13 protein-coding genes, 1 tRNA gene and 1 pseudogene are annotated in these 17,527 nt (G+C 49.1%); 12 read left to right on the top strand and 3 right to left on the bottom strand.

Going from position 1 to position 17,527, the window contains the following annotated elements; all coding sequences use genetic code 11:
* Positions 1–192: 192 nt before the first annotated feature.
* Positions 193–756 (bottom strand): c-type cytochrome, encoded by a 564-nt coding sequence (locus ACQ4WS_RS21935; protein WP_436479130.1) that lies wholly within the window; start codon positions 754–756, stop codon positions 193–195.
* 199 nt (positions 757–955) lie between these two features.
* Between ACQ4WS_RS21935 and ACQ4WS_RS21930 the strand changes: the two genes are divergently transcribed.
* The 6 genes and pseudogenes from ACQ4WS_RS21930 to ACQ4WS_RS21905 all read left to right on the top strand — a co-directional run bounded on the left by ACQ4WS_RS21930 (position 956) and on the right by ACQ4WS_RS21905 (position 4,581).
* Positions 956–1,031, top strand: a tRNA-Arg gene (locus tag ACQ4WS_RS21930).
* A 162-nt stretch (positions 1,032–1,193) separates the two neighbouring features.
* Positions 1,194–2,459, top strand: coding sequence for a site-specific integrase (locus tag ACQ4WS_RS21925; RefSeq protein WP_436479129.1), 1,266 nt, complete (start codon positions 1,194–1,196; stop codon positions 2,457–2,459).
* 46 nt (positions 2,460–2,505) lie between these two features.
* Complete coding sequence (locus ACQ4WS_RS21920; RefSeq protein ID WP_436479128.1) at positions 2,506–2,727, top strand: helix-turn-helix transcriptional regulator; 222 nt, start codon at positions 2,506–2,508, stop codon at positions 2,725–2,727.
* 23 nt (positions 2,728–2,750) lie between these two features.
* A pseudogene (locus ACQ4WS_RS21915) lies at positions 2,751–2,921 on the top strand (IS66 family transposase); the annotation flags it as partial.
* A gap of 242 nt (positions 2,922–3,163) precedes the next feature.
* On the top strand, positions 3,164–3,328 hold the full coding sequence (locus ACQ4WS_RS21910; RefSeq protein WP_436479127.1) for a hypothetical protein: 165 nt from the start codon (positions 3,164–3,166) through the stop codon (positions 3,326–3,328).
* Entirely contained in the window at positions 3,325–4,581 is a 1,257-nt protein-coding gene (locus ACQ4WS_RS21905; RefSeq protein WP_436479126.1) for a DNA primase family protein, read from the top strand. The genes ACQ4WS_RS21910 and ACQ4WS_RS21905 overlap by 4 nt, the downstream gene beginning before the upstream one ends.
* Before the next feature lie 579 nt (positions 4,582–5,160).
* Here the strand turns inward: ACQ4WS_RS21905 and ACQ4WS_RS21900 are convergent.
* Positions 5,161–5,493 (bottom strand): helix-turn-helix domain-containing protein, encoded by a 333-nt coding sequence (locus ACQ4WS_RS21900; RefSeq protein ID WP_436479125.1) that lies wholly within the window; start codon positions 5,491–5,493, stop codon positions 5,161–5,163.
* Between the two features lie 129 nt (positions 5,494–5,622).
* Between ACQ4WS_RS21900 and ACQ4WS_RS21895 the strand changes: the two genes are divergently transcribed.
* From ACQ4WS_RS21895 to ACQ4WS_RS21885, 3 genes are all read left to right on the top strand, one after another.
* Complete coding sequence (locus ACQ4WS_RS21895) at positions 5,623–6,561, top strand: hypothetical protein (RefSeq protein WP_436479124.1); 939 nt, start codon at positions 5,623–5,625, stop codon at positions 6,559–6,561.
* A 70-nt stretch (positions 6,562–6,631) separates the two neighbouring features.
* On the top strand, positions 6,632–7,822 hold the full coding sequence (locus tag ACQ4WS_RS21890; RefSeq protein WP_436479123.1) for a hypothetical protein: 1,191 nt from the start codon (positions 6,632–6,634) through the stop codon (positions 7,820–7,822).
* Positions 7,823–7,935: 113 nt separating this feature from the next.
* Positions 7,936–8,565 carry a hypothetical protein gene (locus ACQ4WS_RS21885; RefSeq protein ID WP_436479122.1) on the top strand — a complete coding sequence of 210 codons (630 nt, stop codon included), beginning with the start codon at positions 7,936–7,938 and terminating at the stop codon, positions 8,563–8,565.
* Between the two features lie 61 nt (positions 8,566–8,626).
* Here the strand turns inward: ACQ4WS_RS21885 and ACQ4WS_RS21880 are convergent, their stop codons facing one another.
* The gene (locus tag ACQ4WS_RS21880) at positions 8,627–9,448 is read right to left on the bottom strand and encodes a hypothetical protein (RefSeq protein ID WP_436479121.1); all 822 of its coding nucleotides are present in this window, start codon (positions 9,446–9,448) and stop codon (positions 8,627–8,629) included.
* A 1,204-nt stretch (positions 9,449–10,652) separates the two neighbouring features.
* Here ACQ4WS_RS21880 and ACQ4WS_RS21875 point away from each other — a divergent pair.
* The 3 genes from ACQ4WS_RS21875 to ACQ4WS_RS21865 are packed head-to-tail and all read left to right on the top strand — an operon-like array spanning position 10,653 to position 16,708.
* Positions 10,653–11,858 carry a DNA cytosine methyltransferase gene (locus ACQ4WS_RS21875; RefSeq protein ID WP_436479120.1) on the top strand — a complete coding sequence of 402 codons (1,206 nt, stop codon included), beginning with the start codon at positions 10,653–10,655 and terminating at the stop codon, positions 11,856–11,858.
* On the top strand, positions 11,851–14,817 hold the full coding sequence (locus tag ACQ4WS_RS21870) for an ATP-binding protein (RefSeq protein ID WP_436479119.1): 2,967 nt from the start codon (positions 11,851–11,853) through the stop codon (positions 14,815–14,817). The genes ACQ4WS_RS21875 and ACQ4WS_RS21870 overlap by 8 nt, the downstream gene beginning before the upstream one ends.
* Positions 14,810–16,708 (top strand): response regulator receiver domain, encoded by a 1,899-nt coding sequence (locus ACQ4WS_RS21865; protein WP_436479118.1) that lies wholly within the window; start codon positions 14,810–14,812, stop codon positions 16,706–16,708. The genes ACQ4WS_RS21870 and ACQ4WS_RS21865 overlap by 8 nt, the downstream gene beginning before the upstream one ends.
* Positions 16,709–17,527: the final 819 nt, after the last annotated feature.

Here is a 17,527-nt window from a genome sequence, read left to right as displayed (position 1 = left end):
TTTCGCTGCTGGACACCCAGCAGCGCTTCCAGCTTGTGAAATGAACCGCCGTATGCGGAACCGCACGTACGGTGGTGTGAGAGGGCGGCTGAGGTAACTCAGCCCCCTACTCGATTCGAGTGATCTGGCGCAAACTACGGGCGAAAAAAAACCGCCCTTGAGGGCGGTTCCTGGAGACTGGTACTGTGCTGCTTACTTGGCAGGCTCTGCGGCTGGTGCGCCAGCGCCTTCAGCGGCAGCGGCCGGCGCCGGCACTTCCGGTTCCTTGAACTTGCCGCCCGATGCGTTGGCAAGGTAGACGACGGCGCGCGCCACTTCCACATCGTCGAGGTCGGGATTGCCGCCCTTGGCCGGCATCCCGCGCAAGCCTTCGATGGCGTGTTTCAGGACCGTATCGTAGCCCTGGGCCAGACGGGCCGACCAGCCGCCCGCATCGCCAAATTTGGGTGCACCAGCCACGCCGGCGCCATGGCAAGCCACGCAGGTTGCCGTGTAGACAGCTTCGCCGCTTTGCAGCACTTTCGGACCGCTGGCATCCTTGAAGGTAAAGCCGGCGTTGGCAACCGGACTCAAGCGCTCGGCAATGGCTTCCGGCGACTGGCTGTCCGTACCCGCACCCGTCAGTTTTTGCGCCGTGACGAACTGCACCAGCAAGATGATGCCGATGACGGTGATGAGGAAGAAGCCAGCTACGGCGGCAAGCAATTGTTTAGGCGTTTTGATCGCTGATTGTTGTTCGTTATGTGCGTCGCTCATGATGTCCTTAGTCCAGATTTGAAACTGATGGCCGTGTAAGGTAGCATTTTTACATGCTTGGATGTAAACCTTTATGAAACCCACAATTATAGGCACAAAAATTGAGCAGCGACATGCAATTGCCGGCGATACGACAGTTTCCGTAGACGTAGGTAAAGAAAAACGGTATCCTTCGCATCACTTCAGAAATTCCCCCTACGCGGCTGTAGCTCAGTGGATAGAGTATTGGCCTCCGAAGCCAAGGGTCGTGGGTTCGATCCCCGCCAGCCGCACCAGCATTCATGCGCCTTTCAAGAAGATTAGCGTAATGGAACTTAGCTTCGAATCGTTTTTGGGAAAAGTTTTGGGAAAAATCCCGTAGAAACCTTCCTGATTTTGCGTACGCGGAGACAGCCAATTTTTTCCTATACGTAACTCCACAACTCTGGAGTTACGCCATGTCAAAAAAGCAAAACGGTCGCCTGGAAAAGCATATCTACGTTGAAGAGCGGAGCGGCTCGCTCCGCTTCAAGGTGGTTGTCCCTCCGTTCCAAGATTCTGCAACCTTCTCAACCATGGATGAAGGCGCGCGTTGGGCTCGTCGCCGGCGCGTGGAACTCTTGGAGAGCAAAGCCTCCAACCTGGCCTCGCCGGAACTGCTCCATGCTGTGTCGGCATCTTCCGGTTTCCCACATGCCCCCAAGGCCCCGCTTCCCATCAAACTGTCGAATGTGTTCGACTCTTATCAAAAGAATGACCTTCCAAAGCTTACAGGCAAGGATGCAGAGGCATCGCGTCTGGAAAGGTTGCGCAAATGGTTTGGCGAGCGTACTGTCGATCAATTGGATGAGACCCTCATCGACGAATGGAAGGAGAACCGCCTTGCCGGCAAATTGGGTTCCGGACGCGATCCCAATCGTGCGGCTACCCTGTCCGCTTCCGATGGTGTAAAGCCGCTTACAAAGCATCAGCGTTACACGCGCAAAAAGGCGGCGAAGGAAGTACCGAGCCTACCAATCTATCCTGTCAGCACCCAAACTGCCCGGCATGAACTGAACCTGCTACGTCGGTCGGTAACGAAATACTTCAGTAGAGAAAATCGTTGGCCAACTTATGGGGCTTGGTGGCAAGCCCATTCCCTGATGCGGATGCAGCTTCCAGGCGCTGCAGAGCCCCGCAATCGGCGCGTATCGGATAATGAACTGCTGGCAGTGTTCAACAGTATCAAGGACATGACCTTGAAGTCGGCCATTCTGTTTGCGATATTGACTTCATTGCGTCGTGGTGAAATCGTTTCGTTGCAGTGGGAAGATGTCGACTTCCAGAGGAGGGTGGTACGCCTGAGAAAACCGGGATTTCTCACCAAGACGAAGGTCCACGAGAGAGAGGTTCCGTTGCTGCCTGGCGCTATCAAGCTTCTGCAAGCCCTGGACCCTAAAAAAAGTGGTCCTATCTTCCCCATGCCCGCAACTGACCTTAGTCATGGCTGGCGCAATGCTGCGGACAAGGCGGAAATTTATGATGCCCGGCTCCATGATTGCCGGCGCGAAGCGATTAGTCGGCTTGTTGAGACATGCCAGTTGAGGATGCATGAAGTCGTTTTGTTTTCCGGACATTCTGACATGCGTACGTTAGCAAAGCATTACCTGCGTTTGGACTCAGGGCGGATGGCGGCGCGGCTGGCAGAGAACCCGGATGCGATCAACATGGCACCTTCCCTGTAACGTACATCACGAGTTTTCTTCCTATACTGCAATTTGGGGAGAAAATATGTACCTGACCAAGAAGGAAGTCGCCGAAGTGCTGCGCGTTTCCGTTCGTACTATCACCACCTACATGCAGCAAGGTGCGATCCCCAATCCGAAAAAGATTGGGGGGATTTTGCTCTGGGAGGAGGAGGAACTGCACCGACGTATCAAGCATGCCTCTCCCTGTGCAGTCGAGCCAGAGTGTGTCAAGCGTGGTCGCCCACGAAAAGTGCGGTTTGCATAATACTGGGAGCAGTTGGTCAGATACCGCTGGCACGCTCGACCCTGGCTGACAGGATCGGGCGCGTCGGTGTGTGCCTGCAGCCGCTTGCCGACCGGCTGACAGAACTGCTGCGGCAATACGCTTACCTGCATGCTGATGAAGCCCCGGTGCGCCAACTCGATCCTGGTAGTGGAAAAACACGCCATGCCCTCCTGCAACTAAACGTTGCTGGAGGCTGGGGGCGCTTGCGGCATATGTAAATCAGCCGTCAACGTTCGGGAGGCATAAAAAAAGTACCTCATTTAAGTACCTTATTTGACAGGGAGTTTTCGCAAACTTTGGCTCTTGCCTTTTCTCTCGTCTCTTTTTAGCTTCCAGCCCGACTGTATACCTCATCAGGGCACTGCAACACTTCCTCGTGTCGAGGCAGTGGTAGTAGCCTACAAGGAGCTAAAAAATGAAGAAATTTGAAGTCAGCCGTGTCCATGCCTGCTCGAAACACCCCATCGACAAAGCCGGCCTCCACATCCTGACGTACGATGCCTGTTGCTACGAGCGCCGGGTGAAGCTGTGGAATTTCAACCATCCTGGCGCGAGTATCACTGAAAGTGACCTCGCATGAGCCGCCGTCCTCCTTTTGAACCCATTGGCTATGCGTTGAAGTTGTCGAATTCTGGCAATTACGCTACCTTGGACAACCTTTTTTTCGAGTGGAACGGCAAACATTGGGAAATCGTCAGCGACATTAATGCCATGCGGATGGCGTTGAGCTGGATTGAGGACGGCGATCCTAGCAACGCTAGCGCAGCCAATGCAAAGTCAGCACATCAAACTGCACTGATCCGGCTTCCGGCCCTCCAAGAGGCCACTCACGTTAGCATCATCCCCGTGGGTAATGGCTATCTGCATCTCGACGGCCGTCCAGTGCTGAAGCCACATGACAAGGACCTTGGACTCCGTCATGCTCTCGGGTGTGATTATTTACCCAGCGCGCCAAGACCAAAGATGTTTGAGAATCTGCTGACGCGTGTGCTTCCCGATCCAGCAGTGAGGAAGAGGGTCCAGGAATACATTGGTTACACCTTGCTGCCCGACGCACGTTTCCAACTCGCCCAGATTTGGCTTGGTACTGGCGCGAACGGCAAGGGCACGCTGGCGAACATTGTGCAAGCCCTTCATGGCCGGGCTGTCGCAGCCTCTCCCAGTAAGTTAGACGGATTCCATGCAGCCGTCACACTCGGTGCGTCACTCATTTATTGCGATGAGGCGCCTCCGCAGAACTGGTGTGAACAGACCATCAAATCGATGATTGCTGGCGAAGCTGTACTGATCGACCGTAAGTACTTGTCTCCTATTACGACACGCATTGCTGGCAAGTGGCTCATTCTTGCGAACCATGTTCCATCAGTGAAAGATCAGTCAAATGGCTTCTGGCGGCGGTTCGACGTAGTCCCATTCAGCGTGGAGATTCCAGCCAGTGAACGCGATCCGATGTTGGCCGATCACATCATCAAGCACGAGTTGACGGGGGTGCTGAACTGGGCGCTGGAGGGCCTCCAACGCCTGCTGGAGCGTGGCCGATTCGAAGCTACACTACCGCCTGCGATGACAGCTGCTACACAGGCTGCTCGAACAGAGACGAATTCAGTGCACGCTTGGGTGAACGAAGCATCGATTGAACGCACGACGACCACGGATACATCCAAGTCAGCGGTTTACACGGCTTATGCTATTTGGTGCAAAGAAAACGGCATGTTGCCTGTTGCATCGCCGAAGTTCTGGAAACGTTTGCCCGACTCTGTAGGAGAGATTGTCGAAAGCCGGGCAACCACGGGAGCCGGACGTATTCGAACCTGCAATATTCTTCTACCCTGACCACTTGGTCAACTATGCTGGTCTGAAAAGCAGCCGCTAAAATCGGCTGCTTTTCTTCGTGACCAGATTGACCAAGTTCTACTTCAAAATCATAGCATCAACGCCACATTACTTCACCTCACTTACGCGTGCGCTGAGTGGGTTAAAAGAAAGTTGTATCTGAACCCCGGTCATAGTGGTCACTTGAAAAATTATGGACGGGCAAAGCGGATTTTGTGACCAAGTTGACACCCGAATGCTGGTCTCCAAGCCCTCGTGGTCTCAACCAACCAGTAGACGATGCTCACGCATCGTCCACGGAGTCATCCTTGAAAGCTGGAACGCCTATGTATCAGCCCGCTTGCAAGCAAGTAGAACAGCGTCAAAGCTGCCTTCGGCAGTGAAACCCCCGACCAGGGCGGACAGGGTCCGCTGCTTTTGAGTAAGCGTTAGGGTATTGCAGTACCTCAGACCGGAGGGAGCGCGGACACTGTCCGCCTTGGTTGTCGTATCTGACTACAAAACGTGACAATGTGTTATTATTTCCACAATGAAACATGATATCTTTGGTAACTAACTGAGCCTAGGCAGATTTAGATTTCAGGAAAAGTCCGGTTTCGTACGGAGGAGCGTTAGAAGGCGATGTCGTTCACTGTTTGAAAGGTGATACCACGCCTGGATAACCTCAGCTAATTCATCATCTTCGCAGTAGAAAAATGGTGTGGGCACATTAAGTACCGTTGCTAATCGAGCTGCGGTTTCCACTGGTGGCGCATGCACTCCAGTCTCGTATCTGCTGATTCGCGCACTGGCTGTGGTTTCGTCCAGGCCGATTGCTGTGCCTAACCTATCCTGCGGGATGCCGGCGAGAAGTCTTGCTTCGCGTAAGCGCAGTCCAAATAGAGATGAGGGAGGTTTAGAGCGGGGAGGCATACTTCGATATTCGTAGAATATGCTTGCGCCGTCTCTACGAAATTCGTAGAATTCTCTATGGCAATATTTTAATGAATGAGTAGAGTCAAATCCCCGCTGAACGAAATTGCCACATAGGAAACATCAAGCATGCCACCGCCCCCCGCACAACTCATCGGCTATCTTTCCCGCGTTGATCGCCCGCATCATGATGCAGTGCTCGCTTTGGTAAAGAGAGCCATTTTGCTTCCCAAACTCATTCGACCGCTGGCGGCGACGATCCTTGCTTATTTGTTGTTGGCTTACGTTGCCGGTCTGGGGACTAAAGCATTGCCGGTTGCAGCAGTTGTCGGCGCCGTGATGCTGCTAGTTACCTTTCTTGACAACAATGTAATGCGCTGGGCGGAAAGAAACAGCTCGCGTATTGCCATGGTGCTCGCGGTTCTTGCTTTGTTTTTCGGTCTTGCTGCCACGCTCCTTACCAAGAAGGAGCCGTTGGTCGTTCTCGCGGCTGGCGCTGGGGGATTTTGTGTGACGTGGATCGTGGTTACCATCGGACTGGTGTTCCTGACGCTATTGATTCATCTGGCTTCCTTGCTCCTGCGTGCGTTTGCATCTCCCATCGCGGCTCCTGTACTGGCCATATTCGCACACATCCATAATCGCCTGCTACGTACAAAATATAAAGGCTGGGTAACATCGCAGGGCACACCCATCATTGAGTTTGGCAGCGAGGGCGTGAAGAATTTTGCGCCAGGCAATGAGGCGATTTTTGTGTCGTCACCGCGTTTCCGTTGCGGTGGCGCGGCAATGGCAGCCGGGATTCCTCTGTTCACCGCTTACGAGCTTGGGAATGACGCCATCATTGATCAACGTGTCCGTGCGGCTTACGACGCATTACGCGCTACTTCAAGCGAGAGTCACGACGACATCGCAAATCATCCGCTAATGGACTTCAACCCTGCCAACGGTCTCCCCATGATTGCCGGGCTAGGCAGTGTGGACGTGATGGGTAACGCTTTTGGCACTGACAGTCATCAGTCTTATCACGATGTGGACATGGGGCATGACAGCTTCAACAATCACTGATCGCTTAACTTTTCTGGCTTCAGCGGAAATCGGTTGAGCGATATCAATTATTAAATATTTAGGATGAAATATGGGCAAGGAAGTATTGTTGAAAACCATAATGGCCGGCTTACTCATCTCCGGCGTGCATGGGGCTGTCGCTGCGGATATTCGTGACCAGTTCAATGTGCAAACCTCAAAAGCTGAGCTAGTGGTGCCAAATGCACGCGCTCAAGATGTGGCTGCGCAAGTCAAGGATGCCTTGTCACAGTTCGCTATTCCTTCGTCATATAACGTGCATAGTCTTCCGGCGGCGTTGCCTGCTCGCCCTCTGGAGCCGGCGCTCCAGGATTTCCTGGTCCAGGGGCAGCCTGTTAGTGAGTACCAGTGTCGCAACGGATACGCAGAAGTCACCAAGACCCCGGCACCGATCAAAAATCCATTCATGTTTGCCGCTGAACGCGTGCAAGCGTGTCTGTACCCGTTCCAGGGTGGCGTGAAGATTTACCTGATCTTTGCTTCCGTCAAGAAGACCGAATCGCTTACATCAGGATTATTCAATGGCATTACCAGCGCTATCCGAGGCAAAGACGAAGACTACAACGTCAAGCGCTTAAAAGAAGAGATTGCGGCCATTCGCAAGAATCTGCCCCAGTTGCTGATTGAGAAAATCGATGTTCCTGGCGCTATGCTTGAGGAACCGGATAAGGATGCAGTTGCCAAGTTGATGCCGGCCAGGAGCGAGATAGCTACCCAGCCGTCTGTGGCAGCATCGCTCGTTGGTTCGCCATCGGTATCTGGGACGGGCGGCGTGGAATCACAGGGCAACAGTAAAGTGGAAGCGCGCAAAAACCTTGCAGGAATGGGGTTGACGTATCACTCGACCGAACAGTTTTTCGCAGCAATTCGCCGTGACGATGAAGTGGCAGTTCAGCTCTTCTTGGCTGCTGGTTCCATGAAAATACTCACCAAAGACGCCAATGGCAAGACTCCGGAGCAAGCGGCGCTGGAATCGAGTGCATCGGCCGCTTGGGAAGCGATCAAGCAGTTTGCCGCTGCTAACCCTCAGGCAGCGGCCAAGGAACCGAACAATCCAGCCGCAGACCCTGCACAAGCGCTTGCCGTAGCCCGGGAGTCCTTGTCTCCGGAGGTGCTGGCGGGGATTGAGAGAATGATTAAAGAGCAGCGTCTGAGTGGAGCTGAGGCGGAAGCCTTCCGCACTAAGGCGACGCTCCAGTATGCGATTCAATTCAAAGGCATACCTAAGTCGATGATGCAGTAGCAGAGCGGGGAGCGGCTTTCTGGAAGCGCACAAGCGCATGAGGCTCTGGGTAAGACGACGCAGGCGGCACGATGGCGGTGCGTCTTCATGTACGTTCAATATGAGGCAGAAGCATGTTCGATTTTTTGAATGCCGTCTATTTGGCAGCCATTCTGTTTTCCAGCATCACCATGTATCCGGTAGGCGAAACCGCCGTGCCGATTCAACTGGGTGGTGCTGTGGAGCTGCGATTCGTGCGCGAATGGTGGCGCGATGATGGTGATGGCAAGTGCTCGTACACTGGTATGGTGGTTCCTTTTGACCGTACCTGGCCGGAAGAAGTAGACCGTGGTGGCGAGCGAGTAATTCTGCCCCCTGAACCTGGAAAAATCGCAGGTTACGTTGCGATAATCAACCGCAAGACGTGCAAAGATAAAGAGGCTGAACTCATTTTAAGAGCTGGTGTTGTTCGTACCCGGACACTGCTTTTCGGTAGCCGCGGTCCGCAGGTGGACAAGCATACTTTTTTTCCAGCCGGAGATATGCTCGAGACCCCTGCTGAGAAAATACAACCCTGGTTCCCTCAAATTGTCGAGCGTCTGGAGCGCCTCAGTGAGCAAGATGAAGCGGCTAAGGCATTCCTTGCTACAAGCGCGTCAGAACTGGCCACAGTTCTGCCTGGTCGTAACGGCAAGCCGCAAGCTACGGTTCAAGTACAAGAAAGTACCGACACAGTTACGAGCGATAATCAGCTGTTGAATTGAATCTTGCTGCAGGTGTTCTACGCACTTTATCGAGCAGCGATCTACTCGACGTATCACTTGGCTAGTCTGCCGTGCAATCCTGCAGCCAAGGGAGGCGTGTAAGCTCCAAACGGTCTGCGTCCAGTTGAAAAATAGCAAGGCGCTCGTTCAAAATCCGGGCATCGAGTTCACGGATTTGGCGCGGATATCCGCTGTCTGGCTGATGCGTTAATGCTGCGTGCAGACGCTTACCGATAGTCTTGGCGCCGGGGGCGGTAACCACAAACCATACTTTATCCACCACGGGTGCAGGATGCTCAAAGATACGCCTTAAGAACCAGACAAGTTTCTGCATGTCTCGTGCTCCGCGCCAACCGTTCTCTACCTCGACCCAAATCGGACCTGAGGCGCCATGTAACAGCAAGTCGGGAATCTTTTGAAGACTGGTGCCCTCGTCGTCTTTATAGCTGTAGGCTGACAGCTTGGCCGGTGCGCTGCCTGCCCGAATTTCCAATTCTGACCAGCCAATGTGCTCGTCGAGTCCCCTGGTTACAGCGGCAAAAACGGAATTGCATACAGTACGGTGTTTGTGTGCATGACGAATCCAGTCACGTGCGTGCGCGCGTCCGTTTGGCATCTCGACAAGCTCCGCAAGCGCGGCCACCCCAGCACGATTCAATGCCAACATCATCTCCCCGGCAATAGAGTCTCCATCGCGTTTTTGCACCAAATAGCCAAGAGCCAACAGGCTGCGAATTGTACGGCCGGCCATTTTTCGGCTGCTAATGTCGCACACGCCAAGAACGGCCCTTGCGATTTGCCGGGTAGTTGCATATCCCACGCGAGCCAAGAATTTAAGGGTCTTCGCACGATACTCGTGCCCGATCTGTTGTTTGCTTTTCATTCAAAAAATCCTCCACGTTGTTATCTTGTATAGCGTATTTGGTGGAGGTGGCAGTCAGGTACATTCAACTTCTGGAACCTTGTCGTTCAGGACGCTCTCTTTCGTTGTTTCTGCTGATAGCTCTTCAGGTGGAAACATCATATCTACGGTGTTCGATAGTGTTGGTAAGCGCCTTTTCTCCGCCCGTTGGGCTGCGCGGAGTTGAAAACTCCTTGCGGGGGCAGCGTATTTGGCTTCACGGGCTGGACGCCCTACCAAATACTTCGGGCTGGCGCCCGATGCCCTGCGGCCCCGCGCTACGCTCGGGTTACCCGCTTTCTGCGGCGCCCAAAGCTTACGCTGTGGACGGTCCCGAGGGACTCGACCTTGTTCCTTCGGAACGCGGTCGCCCTTGAAACCAGGTAACCCGACCGCAGTCGGGGCCGGGGGTTTCACCCCCCAGTGGGCGGTCAGCGCTTGGGGCGCTTCAATTTGACCTGGACGGTCTATTGCCCTTCCACCGGCTCCCCCGGTGGCACTGTCCCGCGTGGGCGTGGGACAGTCGCTCCGGCCGTATGGCCTTCGCGCCCCTTTCGGGTGCGGGCTACGCTTGCCAAACTGCTTCGTTTTGAGCTTGTGGATACCCCATCCAAGAGTGTTCCGGGGCATTTTCTTCGCAAATGTCCCCGGGATGGAGAGCCTCTAAGCACAGTTGGTAAGTCGAAAAAAGGCTTGTGTCATTAGCAGGATTTATGAAATGTGTAAAAGCTCTCAAATAGGTCGTATCACCCTATACTGAACATGAGGAAACATATTGCCGCGTACTCAACTGCAGGGTGAGTTCGTGGGAGGCCATAGTCAACATTCTCGCGGGGGGAGAGGGGGCGCCCTAAGCCTCTCCCCCTGCACCCAAGACACAAGCTTTTTACCTATGGTGACTGTGAAGTTCGTGTGCAGAGGTCATGCTTCTGTTCATGGTTGAGCTCATGTTTCATGAACTAACGAGAAGATTCTAGGATGAGGCGTTGGGCAGGAAAGACTACTTTGGTGTTTGTTGAAAGAACTACTGCGGCACTTCGATGAACACCGTAAAATTCGTTCTGAGCGATGCTGCTACGACGACACGAAATATCACTATGAAAATAAAAAACAACAATGTGAGACTTTTTCTCAAATATAAGCGTTAATTATTTGCAAGTTTATTAAAATTCATTATTGTATCTAAATGTACTCATCTACCAACGAAATCTTACGTGATACAGCCGAATATAGTGTCAGAAAACCTAAAAATATTCATGTGGTCGAAAGCAATGACGCGATCTCACCATTGGTTTGTATCGATTTGTTTGCTGGCGCTGGAGGGTTCTCCCTTGCGGCAAAACGTGCTGGCCTTCATGTGGCCGCTGCAGTCGAAATTGACGAGCATGCATGTGCGACGTACATTGCTAATCTTGTATATAAAAAGCATAAATTAAAGCGCCCTAAGTTATATTCAAAAGATATACTTAAACTCGATCCGGAATTAATTCTTAATGAGAATTTTTCAAATGGTCTTTCGTGTGATGTGGTTCTTGGAGGGCCACCATGCCAAGGATTTTCTGTTCATCGAATTAATGGTGCTGGAGTTGATGATCCACGAAATACGCTAATTTTACGATATTTTGAATATGTAAAATGTTTGAAGCCCAAAGTTTTTCTTATGGAGAACGTGCCAGGAATATTATGGCCTCGTCACGAGGAATTCTTGAAGGAGTTTATGCAAGAAAGTAAGAAAGCTGGTTATCGCATCATTGGCCCAATATCATTAGACGCACGTAATTATGGAATTCCTCAGCGAAGGAAGCGTGTATTTATACTTGGCGTGCGGGACGGTGCAAAGTTCGACGATTCTGTGTGGCCACCGAAACCTACACATGAAGAAAAAAAAGCACAGGAAAAAGGTATATTGGGTGTAAAACCATGGGTTCCTGCTGCGACAGTGTTTATTAAACCGTTGCTGGCCACGGATGAAAATAATGTGCATATGAACCACACCCAGGAGCTAATTGAGGTGTTTAAGGCGACACCGATAAACGGTGGAAGCCGTCGTGATTCAGGACGTATTCTTACCTGCCATGAGGGGCACGATGGTCATACTGATGTGTACGGTCGAATCGATCCAACAGTACCAGGACCTACCATGACGACGGCGTGCATTAACCCATCTAAGGGGCGGTTTGTGCATCCGATTGAACACCACGGAATTACAGCTCGCCATGCGGCCAGATTTCAGACATTCCCTGAAGACTATGTATTTAAGGGGGGAATAACGGCAGCAGGAAGGCAGATTGGGAACGCTGTACCTGTGAAGCTCGGAGAAATATTATTACGTTCAATTACCCTAGGGTTAGAGCGAGAAAACATTAAATCAGAAGGAAATGGCAATGGTTGAGTCAGTATCGTTCCGAACGCGTGCACGCACTATTGATCACCTTGGTCGAGAGCAGATCGCTGATTGTCCAACAGCAATATCTGAACTTTGGAAGAATGCATATGATGCATATGCTTCTAATGTGAGTCTTCATATTTTTGATGCTATATCACCGGTCGCAGCTATTATGGACGACGGCCATGGAATGAGTAAGCATGATTTTGTCGAGAAATGGCTTGTAGTTGGAACAGAATCAAAAACCGCAAATAAAGTAACTGAAGAAATTGATAGAAATGGGTTAAGGTCTCGTCCGAAGCAAGGTCAGAAAGGGATTGGTCGGTTATCGTCGGCATTTCTCGGGCCCTTATTGTTGGTTGTCTCTAAACGTCGAGACACGCAGTGGACTGCTGCACTTGTCGATTGGCGTCTTTTTGAGAATCCCTTCCTTTACTTACATGACATTGAGGTACCTCTCGTTGAATTTGAAAGTAAGGAAGAAATTTTCGCTCAATTTCCGGGGATGCTGGAAAGATTGCGCGTAAATTTAGTCGGTAAGGCTGATGACGAAGGACATCAACTGAGGGTTCAGGCTGCATGGTCGAGCTTCGATAAGCTTGAACGAGAATCTAATCGGCCGTTGACTAGCGCTGCTATCAAAAAATGCATTGCTGAGTTTGTTCTTGAACCTCGTTTTTTGGAGCAATGGGATGTTTGGAAAGGTACACGACCAACCGGAACGCTTTTGCTGGTATCCGATATAACGTTCGATTTGGAGGCTCAGCTTTCGACCAGGATTCATCCAGAAGACGCTGATGCGGCAAAACAGTCAAAGGATAGATTGTTTCAAACGCTCTCAAATTTTACTGATCCGTTTATTAATGAGGAATATGAAAAAAACAACCCTATTGAATTTTCATATTCAGTGATAGCGTGGGAAAAAGGAATTCGCACCCCAATAATTTCGGGGTCTCGGGAGTTTGATTATAGAGACTTAGAGGATTTGGAGCACGTCGTTGAAGGTGAAGTAGATGAGAGTGGATGTTTTAGAGGAAGAGTTAAGGCATTTGGTATCTGGCTTGATGGAGTTGTGACAATTCCACCTAAAGGGCAAGTGTCAAACCGCGATAACTCAAAGGTAGGGAAGTTTCAAATTCACTTAGGAACATTTCAGCAAGACGGCTCCTCGTCGTCTCATCCACCTGCTATACATAAGCGGCTCTTGGAGCAGGCTGGGAAATATGCTGGTCTAATGGTATACCGAGATAGTTTGCGAGTAATGCCTTATGGTCGTGAGGATAATGATTTCTTTGAAATAGAAAAACGTAGAACATTACATGCTGGTCGTTATTTTTGGTCAAATCGGCGTACTTTTGGTCGTGTATCGATCAGTCGAGAGAATAATTTTAATTTGAAAGATAAGGCTGGCCGAGAGGGATTGATTGACAATAAAGCAGCTAAGATATTTCGAGACCTTGTCGAAAATATTTTGATAAAAAGCGCTTTTGATTATTTTGGTTCCAATTCTGATCTGCAAGCACAATATCTCCCAGACATCAAAGAGCTTCGTGCTCGCGAAAAGGCTGAAGCTACAAGAAGTAAGCAAAGAGCCACGAAGCGTAAACATTTTCGAACGAAACTTCGACGTCTTGGCCCTGAACTTGTAACTTTGTTTGACGATGTTGATGAACTTGAGTCACGTATTAGTCAATCTGAACTTTCTGTAGAGCAGGATATACTGGAATTTCGGGATGAACTTCGTGGTTTAAAAAACCAAACAAAAGATTTTTCTTTGGGGGAAGCTCCTAAAAATATGTCTGGGATGGAGGACGAATATTTTGAGTATCGTAGTCGGCAGAAGAAAATTTCTGAGGCTATTCAAAACATTGAACAGCGATTAGCATTTTCTCTTCAAGCTGCGGTACCAAAAGCACCAAGAGATATCGCTTTCTCTGACCTATCCAGTCATGCCGCATATCTTCAAAGTAGGTTGCGGAAATGGCAAAAAGAGGCCCGTTCGTTATTAGAGTCTGAAGAGCGTCGCATTGCTTCTATCTACGAAGAACAGAGTAAACGATATCACTCTCGGACTTTAGCACTCCTTGATGACGTTGAATTTGAGCGTGTTAGTCTTTCTATAGCGCTGAAGAAATTAGAAGACGAACGAGAAGAAGCTGATTTGGAAAATTCAGATATCTTTGAACCTTATATTGGTGCTCTTCGTAGTTTGAACGAAAATATTGATTTAGATGCTTTGGCTGCTTATAGTCTTGACAAAGTAGATGAGCTTCGGGAAGAAATTGAACGTCTGCATTCTTTAGCTCAACTCGGAATTACTGTTGAAATAATCGGACATGAAATAGAAGGGCTGGATTTGTCGATTCGATCTGGTTTGGATGAGCTACCAAGAGATGTTCAAAAGACCGAAGCATTTGGTACGATAAGAGCTGCGCACGATGCTCTTTCAGATCGACTTCATTTTTTATCACCTCTTAAACTTTCTGGGCCTAAATTTAAGACTGATTTACGCGGTACAGATATTATTAAATATATTCGTCGTTTTTTTGGCGGGCATCTGGAGGAAAATGGTGTAGTTTTAAGTGCGACGTCTAAATTTGAAGAATTCTCAATATATGAACAGCCTTCACGTATTTTTCCAGTATTTTTGAATTTGATAAATAACGCGCTATATTGGGTACGTCAGGTTTCAGGTGGAACTAATGAAATTTTGTTGGATGCACGTGGAAATAGCGTAATTATTAGTGACTCTGGACCAGGTGTAGATGAGAATGATCAAAAACATTTATTTTCGCTTTTTTTCACTAGAAAAATAAGAGGCGGGCGTGGTGTAGGATTGTATTTATCACGAGCAAACTTGGCGGCTGGAGGTCATACAATCCGGTATGCGAATAGTGATGAAATAAAAGATGTATTGCTGGGGGCAAATTTTGTTATCGAATTTAAAGGTGCTAGAAATGGCTGAAGCGGTAACGCCTAATTATGGCGAACTCATTCAAGAAGCGTTTATCGATCCGATTCGAAGCGTAATTGTAGTTGATGATGAATTTCCGACATTGAAAAAAATAATTTCAAATTTTAATTCCGGAAAACATACGAATTACGATAAGGTAATTCAAAATAAAGTTTTAGACATTATTAATTTTTGCGGAGATGTGAAACGTCGTTGGATGGTTGAGGTTCATGATTCAGTACCTGAAGAGCATGCTGGAAGTGTACATCAATCTGATCTTATGATTCTAGATTTCCATCTTGATCAAAGCCGCCCAACTGAAGGTACGGAGGCTATTCGTATTTTACGTAACCTGGCAACGAATCATCATTTTAATTTGGTTATTGTTTATACGAATGGATACGATGGTGTAGGAAATCAAATCGATAAAGTTGTCCACGAAATCGCGGTCAGCTTAAGCACAATAGATACCAGATTGGTATTAAGCGCTGAAGCAATTGAAGTCGCCAAAGAGCAGATGGATAATTGGGAAGACTATGATAATAATATTAATCGAAAAATAGACGAATTTCTTGATGAAAACGTTTACTTGTTGGTTCGACGAATTCCTGGGGATTTAAAGTGGCCGGAAATTTGCAAATTTCCTGAGTTTGGCGGTTTAATGGAGCTTTATGAAAAATCCCCTGATGGTGTCGATAGAAAAAAATTAAATAATCGCCTTTTTGTAAAATTAATTTTGCATAGGATTCAAGAAGGCTTGAAGTTGCGCCTGGCTACTAAAGAGATGAAGATAGGCGATGTACATTTTGGAATAAGCCGGGACAAGCAGCTTAATTGGATACGTACGGATCAATTATTCGTAACAGTAGTAGGCAAGAATAATGAGCCATCCGTTCTTCCACAAAAATTATCAGAAGCTTTGGATGCTTGGAATCCTGAACCACATAGGCTTTTAATGTCGAAAATGCGCGCTACGTTAGGCCGGATTGGAAGCATTGCCGAGGATGAGGTTCTGCGTAATCAACATCTTCAAGCAGGTTGGTTAAAAGAATATATCATTGCAGATTCTGCTCAGAGGCACTCGAAGGTTGATGGGACAATAAGTAAGCATTGGGATGGTATGGGGGGGGCGGTTCGTGCCGATGTCATGGAATTTGCACGAAAGCTTACTGACTATTTGATGAATATAGGTTCCGACGCTGCGATGAGACGTTGGTATGGTTCTGTTTCTCCCGAAGATGTACACAGTCAATTAAACTGGTATGCGTGTAGCAAGTCGGTAGAAGGAAATCACCTCAACACAGGCCATGTAATTGAGATACCTACTGCGGTGCCACAAGTGAAAGAGTTTTGGATTTGTCTCTCTCCTGCTTGTGATTTGGTGCCTGGACAAAAAAGTGCCGGATGGCCGAAGAGATTAGGAAAACATTTGCCATTTATTGCGGTAGAGCTTTTTCCAATTACTCGAAAAAAAGCATTAGATAATGCTTACGGTAGCAATTGTTTGTTTTTAAATATTGATGGAAAATTGAATTATTTTTCCTTCGTGCCTATGGCCATAAAAGAAAACGATGACGGCAGAGTTCCGAATCCGAAGTGGGAACAGATGTTTGCGATAGATCACGGAAATTTTTTACTGAATGGAAGTGAGCGAAAGCTAAATTTAGTTAGGGCTTTTGAGACGGCCGATTCTCTTGTGACGCGTCCTTTTGAGGGAAAAGTAGTTGCGCAGCTTCGTTATGAATATGCACTAAATTTACTTCAGAAAATGGGTACAAATTTTTCCAGAATCGGTTTAGATTTTTTTGAGTTCAGTTCGCCAGCAGAGCCAGATAGTGCATCTATCGAACCTCAAAAAAGTCTTTCCAGTATTTCGGCCGAAGAAGGTGCTAGTTCCAAGTAAATGCCATCATTGAGGAAACGCCGAGTGTAGTCGCATCAGATCGGAGTAATGTTTGGATAGGGATGCTTCTGTGATTGTTGGCTTAGGGCCCGCCGCTAGGATTCTAAGCCGTTAAGCCTAAGTTCGGTTGTGACCGCACCGTTGACTTAGGCCGATCCTATCCTGTCGTGGCTGATGACATTGATGACCACCTTCATATCTACGTCAGCGATCCTGAAAGTAGTCTTAAGCGGTTCTTCGTCATCTTGCCTTGATCCGACGCGAGCCACAATTGTCGTCTATGTTCGCCCAGAGAATTTGTCTGCATGGTTGGCTGGGTGACCATTGTTCACATTTGGTTTGTAGCAGGGGTCTGCAGGTTGCGATAGCTGCTGGATGGAGTCTGCTTTGCGATCACCTTCATCACCCCTGTTCCACAACTTGGGAAAAATTTGGGAAAAATTACCCCCGATTTTCTTCCCAACCTTTCCTTTGCTTGCCTAATTTTGCACGTGGGAATATGATGTAAATTCAAGGAGTTACAGTAAAATAAGCCAGTTTTCGTAGTCGTCTAACGAGCCTCCGAAGCCAAGGGTCGTGGGTTCGATCCCCGCCAGCCGCACCAGACAAATCAAGACCCCCGTTTTATCCAGCCGGCATTGCCACGCTGGCTGCATGCCGCATCCCCAATCCCACTATGACTTCCGCGAGCCTGACAAGGTCTGTCGCTGCTTACCAGGGATGCCACTTTCTTGTGCGTTGCCCACCCGAAAACGCTCCTGACGCGCTTGACGTTGTCGTTTTGCATGCGTCAAAGTTCTCCTGGCTCCAATATCAAAA

It is taken from the genome of Janthinobacterium leeuwenhoeki, from assembly GCF_051380795.1.
In the GTDB taxonomy this organism is placed as follows: Bacteria; Pseudomonadota; Gammaproteobacteria; order Burkholderiales; family Burkholderiaceae_D; genus Janthinobacterium.
This window is presented reverse-complemented; position numbering and strand designations above follow the sequence as displayed.

Coding starts and splice junctions, on each gene's coding strand:
- ACQ4WS_RS21935 (WP_436479130.1), bottom strand. CDS start 756: ATGAGCGACGCACATAACGAACAACAATCAGCGATCAAAACGCCTAAA.
- ACQ4WS_RS21925 (WP_436479129.1), top strand. CDS start 1,194: ATGTCAAAAAAGCAAAACGGTCGCCTGGAAAAGCATATCTACGTTGAA.
- ACQ4WS_RS21920 (WP_436479128.1), top strand. CDS start 2,506: ATGTACCTGACCAAGAAGGAAGTCGCCGAAGTGCTGCGCGTTTCCGTT.
- ACQ4WS_RS21910 (WP_436479127.1), top strand. CDS start 3,164: ATGAAGAAATTTGAAGTCAGCCGTGTCCATGCCTGCTCGAAACACCCC.
- ACQ4WS_RS21905 (WP_436479126.1), top strand. CDS start 3,325: ATGAGCCGCCGTCCTCCTTTTGAACCCATTGGCTATGCGTTGAAGTTG.
- ACQ4WS_RS21900 (WP_436479125.1), bottom strand. CDS start 5,493: ATGCCTCCCCGCTCTAAACCTCCCTCATCTCTATTTGGACTGCGCTTA.
- ACQ4WS_RS21895 (WP_436479124.1), top strand. CDS start 5,623: ATGCCACCGCCCCCCGCACAACTCATCGGCTATCTTTCCCGCGTTGAT.
- ACQ4WS_RS21890 (WP_436479123.1), top strand. CDS start 6,632: ATGGGCAAGGAAGTATTGTTGAAAACCATAATGGCCGGCTTACTCATC.
- ACQ4WS_RS21885 (WP_436479122.1), top strand. CDS start 7,936: ATGTTCGATTTTTTGAATGCCGTCTATTTGGCAGCCATTCTGTTTTCC.
- ACQ4WS_RS21880 (WP_436479121.1), bottom strand. CDS start 9,448: ATGAAAAGCAAACAACAGATCGGGCACGAGTATCGTGCGAAGACCCTT.
- ACQ4WS_RS21875 (WP_436479120.1), top strand. CDS start 10,653: ATGTACTCATCTACCAACGAAATCTTACGTGATACAGCCGAATATAGT.
- ACQ4WS_RS21870 (WP_436479119.1), top strand. CDS start 11,851: ATGGTTGAGTCAGTATCGTTCCGAACGCGTGCACGCACTATTGATCAC.
- ACQ4WS_RS21865 (WP_436479118.1), top strand. CDS start 14,810: ATGGCTGAAGCGGTAACGCCTAATTATGGCGAACTCATTCAAGAAGCG.